Annotated in this window: 5 protein-coding genes; all 5 read right to left on the bottom strand. The window is 67.1% G+C overall.

The annotated features are described in order from the left end of the window. The coding region (locus BGN95_RS15245; RefSeq protein ID WP_502688301.1) for an outer membrane protein assembly factor BamB family protein at positions 1 to 635 on the bottom strand (635 nt) is incomplete at its 3' end. 17 nt (positions 636 to 652) lie between these two features. After that, positions 653 to 2218, bottom strand: coding sequence for an AMP-binding protein (locus BGN95_RS15240; protein ID WP_286773184.1), 1566 nt, complete (start codon positions 2216 to 2218; stop codon positions 653 to 655). A 1-nt stretch (position 2219) separates the two neighbouring features. Then, positions 2220 to 2969: a glutathione S-transferase family protein gene (locus BGN95_RS15235; protein ID WP_286773183.1), complete on the bottom strand. Its 750-nt coding sequence runs from the start codon at positions 2967 to 2969 to the stop codon at positions 2220 to 2222. Then, a complete protein-coding gene (locus BGN95_RS15230) occupies positions 2966 to 3742 on the bottom strand; it encodes a glutathione S-transferase family protein (RefSeq protein ID WP_265311917.1) in 777 nt (258 codons plus the stop codon). Before BGN95_RS15230 ends, BGN95_RS15235 begins: the two co-directional genes overlap by 4 nt. Positions 3743 to 3810: 68 nt before the next feature. Then, a partial coding sequence (locus tag BGN95_RS15225; protein ID WP_286773182.1) for a TonB-dependent receptor occupies positions 3811 to 5911 on the bottom strand: 2101 nt, incomplete at its 5' end.

The following is a 5911-nucleotide window of genomic DNA, read 5'->3' as shown; positions in this document are numbered from 1 at the left end:
TAAGCGGTGACATAACCGCGCGCGCCGAATTCCGCCCCGCCATTGCCGATCAGCACCATGCCGTTCACCACGCGCGGCGCGCCGGTGATCGTCTGGTTGCTCTTCGGATCGATCGTCATGACGGTCCATGCGGGTTTCCCGGTCTTGCGATCGAGCGCGATCAGGCGGCCGTCGAGCGTGCCGACGAAGAGGCGGTCGCCCCAGGCCGCGACGCCGCGGTTCACCGCGTCGCAGCACGCCTTGACCAGGGTTTCGCGCGGTACCTCCGGATCATAGGACCAGAGCGGCTTGCCGGTCGCCGCGTCATAGGCCTTCACCATGCTCCACGCGGTCGAGACATAGAGCGCGCCGTCGATCATCAGCGGGGTCGCTTCCTGCCCGCGCGCAGTATCCAGATCGGCGGACCAGGCGAGGCCGAGCTGGCCGATGTTGCCCGGGTTGATCGCGCCGAGCGGGCTGAACCGCTGCTCGTCATAGGTACGGCCGGTCGACAGCCATTCCCCCGGCGTCGCCGCGGCGATCCGCGCGCCGTCGACGCCGCCGGTTCCGGTCGCGCCGCCGCCGCCGTTCGCGCCGCAGCCGGCAAGCGCCAGCAGCGCAGCGCCCGCCAGAAATAATCCAGACGACCGGATCATGCCTCTTTCGCCTCCACTCAGTTCACCATTCGCGCGCCATCACGCCAATAGCCGGCGCGCAGCGCGTTCTTGTCCATCTTGCCGGCGGCGGTACGCGGTATCGCATCGACGAAGGAGACGCTCTTGGGGGCTTTCACCCCGCCGAGCCGGGCCTTGGCGTGGGCGATCACCGCCTGTTCGTCGGTCCCCTCGGCGACGACGATAGCGTGGACCTGCTCGCCCCATTTGTCGTGCGGGATGCCGATCACGGCGCATTCGCGGACCGCGGCGAGCTCGGTGATCGCCGCCTCCACCTCGGCGGTGAAGACGTTGAAGCCGCCGGTGACGACCATGTCCTTCTTGCGGTCGACGATATAATAATAGCCGTCCGCATCGCGATAGGCGACGTCGCCGGTATGGTGCCAGCCGAACTGGCGCGCCTCGGCAGTTGCGGCGGGCAGCTCGAAATATTCCTTCGAGACGAGCACCCCGCGCACGACGATCTCGCCGCGCTGCCCGTCGGGGAGCAGCCGGCCGTCGTCGTCCATGATCGCGACCTGCACCGAACGGGTCGGCCGGCCGCAGCTCGCCAGCCGCTCGGGATGATCGCCTGCCGCCGCGGCCGCGACCGTTTCGGGCGGTAGCCAGGTGGTGATCATCGGCGATTCGACCTGGCCATAGGCCTGGCACATGCACGGGCCGAACACCTCGACCGCACGGCGCAATTTCTCCGGCGAGACGGGGGAGCCGACGAGGATGAAGACGCGCAGCGAGGAGACGTCGGGCAAGGCCTGTTCCGCCGCATCGAGCAGCCCGTAGAGCGCGGTCGGCGGGAGGTACATATGCGTCACGCGATGCTCGGCGATCGCGCGCAGCACCGCCGGCGCGTCGAACCCGGGCAGGATCACCTGCGTCGCGCCGAGCGCCAGCGTGCCCAACGCCACCGGTCCGGCGGCGTGGGTGATCGGCGCGACCACCAGCGAGACGGGGGCGTCGGTGCGTCCGTCGACCGCCGCGCCGAGCGTCTCCAGCATCGTCCCCCAGCCGAGGTTGGTGACGACGACGCCCTTCGACGGCCCGGTCGTCCCGCCGGTGGGGAACAGCCCGACGACGTCGTGCGGCGCGCCGAACGGATCGGAGAAATCGGGCAGGTCGGCGTCGGGCGCACCCGCGACCAGATCGTCGAGCGAGGCGTCGCCGTCCATCGCGCGATCGAGGCAGATGCACTGCGTGAGGCTCGGCACGCGCGCGCGCAGCAGCGCGACGTCCGCCGCCATGCTTGAGTGGTAGAACAGCCAGCCGCAGCGGACATAGTTGAGATAGGCGGCATTGGCATCGATCGCGTTGCGCGTGTTGACCGGCACCCATTGGCCGTTGGCGCGCCAGATCGCGAGCAGCGCGATCATGATCGCCGCGCTGTTCGGACCATAGAGCGCGGCGGGCTGCTGGCTGGAGAAACCCGCGGCATGCATCGCCACCGCGATCCGCTCGGTCCGCGCCTTGACCTCGGCGAAGGTGAAGCGTTCGCCGGTCGCTGCGTCGATCAGCGCCGCGCGGCCGGGCGCGCGGTCATGCCCGCGGTCGAAATAGTCGATCGAGCGCATGTCAGCCCCAGCGGTTGATTTCAGGGCCCGGCGCCCACATTGTTTCCGGCGCGGCGACCGTGGCGAGCGCGAGCGCCCGCGCGACCGCGGGCCGTGCTCTTACCCGGGCAAGCCACGCCTCGGTCAGCGGCTTGCCGGCAAAGGCATCCGGCACCAGCGCGGGCATCCCGGCGAGCCAGGCGTAGCTTTCGAGATCGGCGATGCTGAAATCGCCCATCAGCCAGTCCCGCCCATCGGCGAGCTGCGCTTCGATCTTCTCCACCGCGAGCGTGATCTTGGTGCGGCTGTCGGCAAGCTTCGCCGGATCGAACCGCCCCGCCGTCGCGTCGCGCCAGCGTTCGGCGAGATCGGCGCTGGCGATCCCCGCGGGTACCGTTTGCGGCGGGCCGGCGGCAAGGCCGAGATAGGCAGCGGCGGGCGCCACGCGCTCGATCACATAGCGGCACCACGCCATCATCTGCCACCGCGCATAGGGATCGGCCGGGCGCAATGCCGGGCCGGTGCCGGTATCGTCGAGATAGCAGGCGAGGAACACGCTGTCGGCCATCGCCACGCCGTCCGCCACCAGCACGGGGCCTTCGCCCTCGATCGATTGCGCGACCTCGAAGGCGTGCGGCACGCGATCGCCGTGGCGCTCCCCGGCGGCGAGATCGATGCGCGCCAGCGCCACATCCGCCTCCTTCTCGAAGGCGGCGGCGAGAACGGTGAGCGACGGGCCGTTGGGCTCGCCATGATAGAGAATCGCGCTCATGCCGGTTCGCTCTCCAGGATGGTGACGCGCCGCGCCATGTCGGTGCGGCCCAATGCCCAGCACGCCTTGGTCGCCGGGCGGGCGTAGATCGCGCGCAGCCAGCGCATGATGTTGGGGGTCAGCGTGTCGTTCGACAGCGCGGGCTGCGACAGCGGCAGCGCATAAGCGAGGTTGAAGCCGTTGATGTCGGCGAGGCTGTAGTGATCGGAGGCGAGCCATTCGCGCTGCCCTAGCGCCTCCTCCAGATAGCCGATGCCCAGCGCGACGCGGCGCTGCGATTCGGCCATTTCCTCGGGCGGAAACGCACCCGAGATCGCCTTGCGCCACGCGACGCGCCGCTCGGGCATCGGGATGCGCTCGATCGCTTGCTCGAGCTCCGCCGGATCGCGGCTCCTGACCGACGGGCCGACGAACACGCTCCACCCGATCATCGAGAAGCTGGGCGCGAGCCACTGGTCCATGAACTTCATCCACCAGCGCACGCGCCACGCATCTTTCGCATCGGCCGGCATCAGCCGCGGACCGGGAAACGCCTCGTCGACATATTCCATGATCGCGGTGGATTCGGTCAGTACGAGATCGCCGTGGGTCATCGCCGGGATCGTGCCCGCGGGGTTGATCGCCAGATAGTCGGGGCGGTGCTGGTCGAAATTGAGCAGATCGAGATAATGACTGTCGAAAGCGACGCCCTTCTCGAACAGGGCGAGCATCGGCTTGCCCGAATTCGCATTGGGTTCCCAATGGTATAATGTGACGCCGCTGGTTGCGCTCATTGCATGATCCCGAAAAGCTGCGGTGGCCGGTTCCGGCGGGGCGCGTGGTGCGCCCCGCGCGGGCCGGATCAGAACGTCTTCTTCACCGTCAGCATCCATTCGCGCGGCCGGCCGATCTGCTGATAGGCGGTGCCGGAGAAGGAGTAGACCGAGGCGAACATCGAATTATAGTAATATTTGTCGAACAGATTGGTGACCGAGGCCGAGAACTCCAGGTCTTCCTTGCTATTGCGCCACGTCAGCCGCGCATTGACCAGCGAATAGGCCGGCAGATAATAAGCAAAGCCGAGCGCGCGGCCGGTGAACTGCCGGTCGTTATACGTATAATCGACGCGCGGAGTGATGCTGCCGGCATTGCCGCCGAGTTGCGCCTTATACTGGATCCCGGCGCTCGCCTGCCACGCGGGGGAGAAGGTCGCCGGATCGCCGATGCGATAGTCGCTGCCCAGCGCCGCGGATACCGTGGTCAATCGCGAGTGGATGTAGCTCATCGACCCGTCGATGTTCAGCCCCGGGGTGGGGGTGGCGCTGATCTCGAGCTCGACGCCCTTGTTGCGCGCATTGCCGGCATTGGCGACCACGCCGCAAGGGCCGCCGCCATAGGCGGTGCAGTCGCGCAGCGGGAGCTGGATGTCCTTATATTCGTCGATATAGGCGGAAAGATTGAGGCGCAGCCGGCGATCGAACAGGTCGGTCTTGATGCCGATCTCGTAATTGGTCAGCGTCTCGGGCTTGAACGTGCCCTGCAGCGCCTGTTGCGCGGTGAACGGCCGCGCGCTGGTGCCGCCGCCCTTGAAGCCGGTTGAGATCGTTCCGTAGAGCAGCACCGCCGGGGAGAAGCGATAGTCGACCGAGGCGCGATAATCCACGCGGTCGCCGTCGAACTTCGCGGTCAGGCCGTTGAGCGCGCCGAGCCCGAACGCGGCGGCAAGACCGCTCAGCGGCGAGCCATCCGGGTTGACGCGGACGAACGTATAATCCTTGTGTTCCTTCGTGTAGCGGATGCCGCCGGTCAGCGTCAGCCCCTCGATCCCCGGGTGGATGATCGCGGTGGCGAAGGCGGCCTTGCTGTTCGCGTTGACCGGATCGTTGCCCATGAAGGTAAGATACGCGCCCGGCACGATATAGCCGATGTTCTGCAGCGTGTAATAGGTCGTCTTCTGCGACGAATAATAGCCGCCGATCGTCCATTCCACCGCGCGATCGAGGAAGGCGCCGTTGAGCCGGACTTCCTGGCTGAAGAAATGGTGGCGCAGCCGGTTGAAGCCGCCGGCTTCCTTGCGCGTATTGGGGTCGCCCGGGGTCGATTCGACGCCCGGCGAGAAATCGTCATCGGTGCCGAAGGTCGCGGTATAGGCGCGATAGGCGGTGATCGAGTTGAGCGACAGATCGTCGGCGAGCTTGAACACCGCGTTCAGCGATCCGCCACCGCCCTTGAACTGATTGGTGTGCTGGAAATTATAGCCCTTGGTGCTGAAGTCCGCGAAAGTGCAGTAACGCCCGCAGAGATAATTGGGATTGGTCGAATAAGTGGTGACTTCGGGCGCGTTGGTCTGGTTCTGGTAGGTATAGTCGCCCGACAAGGTGATATCCACCGCGTCGCTGGGGTTCCAGCGCAACTGGCCGCGCAGGCCTTTATAATCGGTCTCGCCCAGCTTATCGACGGTGCAGGTCCCGGCGGCGCGGGTGGCCGCGATATTCTCCGGATTGCCCGGCCGGGCACAGCCGTAGTCGACCAGATCGACGAAGCCGTCCTGCCGCTTGAAGACGCCCGCGACGCGGCCGAACAAGGTGTCGGTGATCTTGAAATCGGCGCTGCCGCGCAGGTTGATCGCGTTGCGCGCGCCATAGCCGGCCTCGACATAGCCGCCCTCATTGGCGTCGGGCCGCTTGGAATAGAGCTTGATCGCGCCGCCTTCGGAATTGCGCCCGGCGAGCGTGCCCTGCGGCCCGCGCAGGATTTCGACGCGGTCGAGATCGAGCAGGTCGAACACCCCGCCGGTCAGCGTCGCATAATAAACGTCGTCGATGTAAAGCCCGACGCCGGGCTCGTACGCCGGGTTGAAGTCGAACTGCCCGACGCCGCGGATCGAGGCGCCGATCGACGGGCCGAATGCGCCGCCGGCGGGGACGACGACCACGCTGGGGGCCTGTTTCGCGACCTGGGTG

It is taken from the genome of Sphingomonas sp. 66-10, from assembly GCF_001897045.1.
GTDB lineage: Bacteria > Pseudomonadota > Alphaproteobacteria > Sphingomonadales > Sphingomonadaceae > Sphingomonas > Sphingomonas lycopersici.
Note: the sequence above shows the minus strand (reverse complement) of the source record. Positions and strands in the feature narration are given on the sequence as shown.

What these genes read in the sequence shown, in the direction of transcription:
- BGN95_RS15240 (WP_286773184.1), bottom strand. Translation starts at nt 2,218, where the DNA reads ATGCGCTCGATCGACTATTTCGACCGCGGGCATGACCGCGCGCCCGGC.
- BGN95_RS15235 (WP_286773183.1), bottom strand. Translation starts at nt 2,969, where the DNA reads ATGAGCGCGATTCTCTATCATGGCGAGCCCAACGGCCCGTCGCTCACC.
- BGN95_RS15230 (WP_265311917.1), bottom strand. Translation starts at nt 3,742, where the DNA reads ATGAGCGCAACCAGCGGCGTCACATTATACCATTGGGAACCCAATGCG.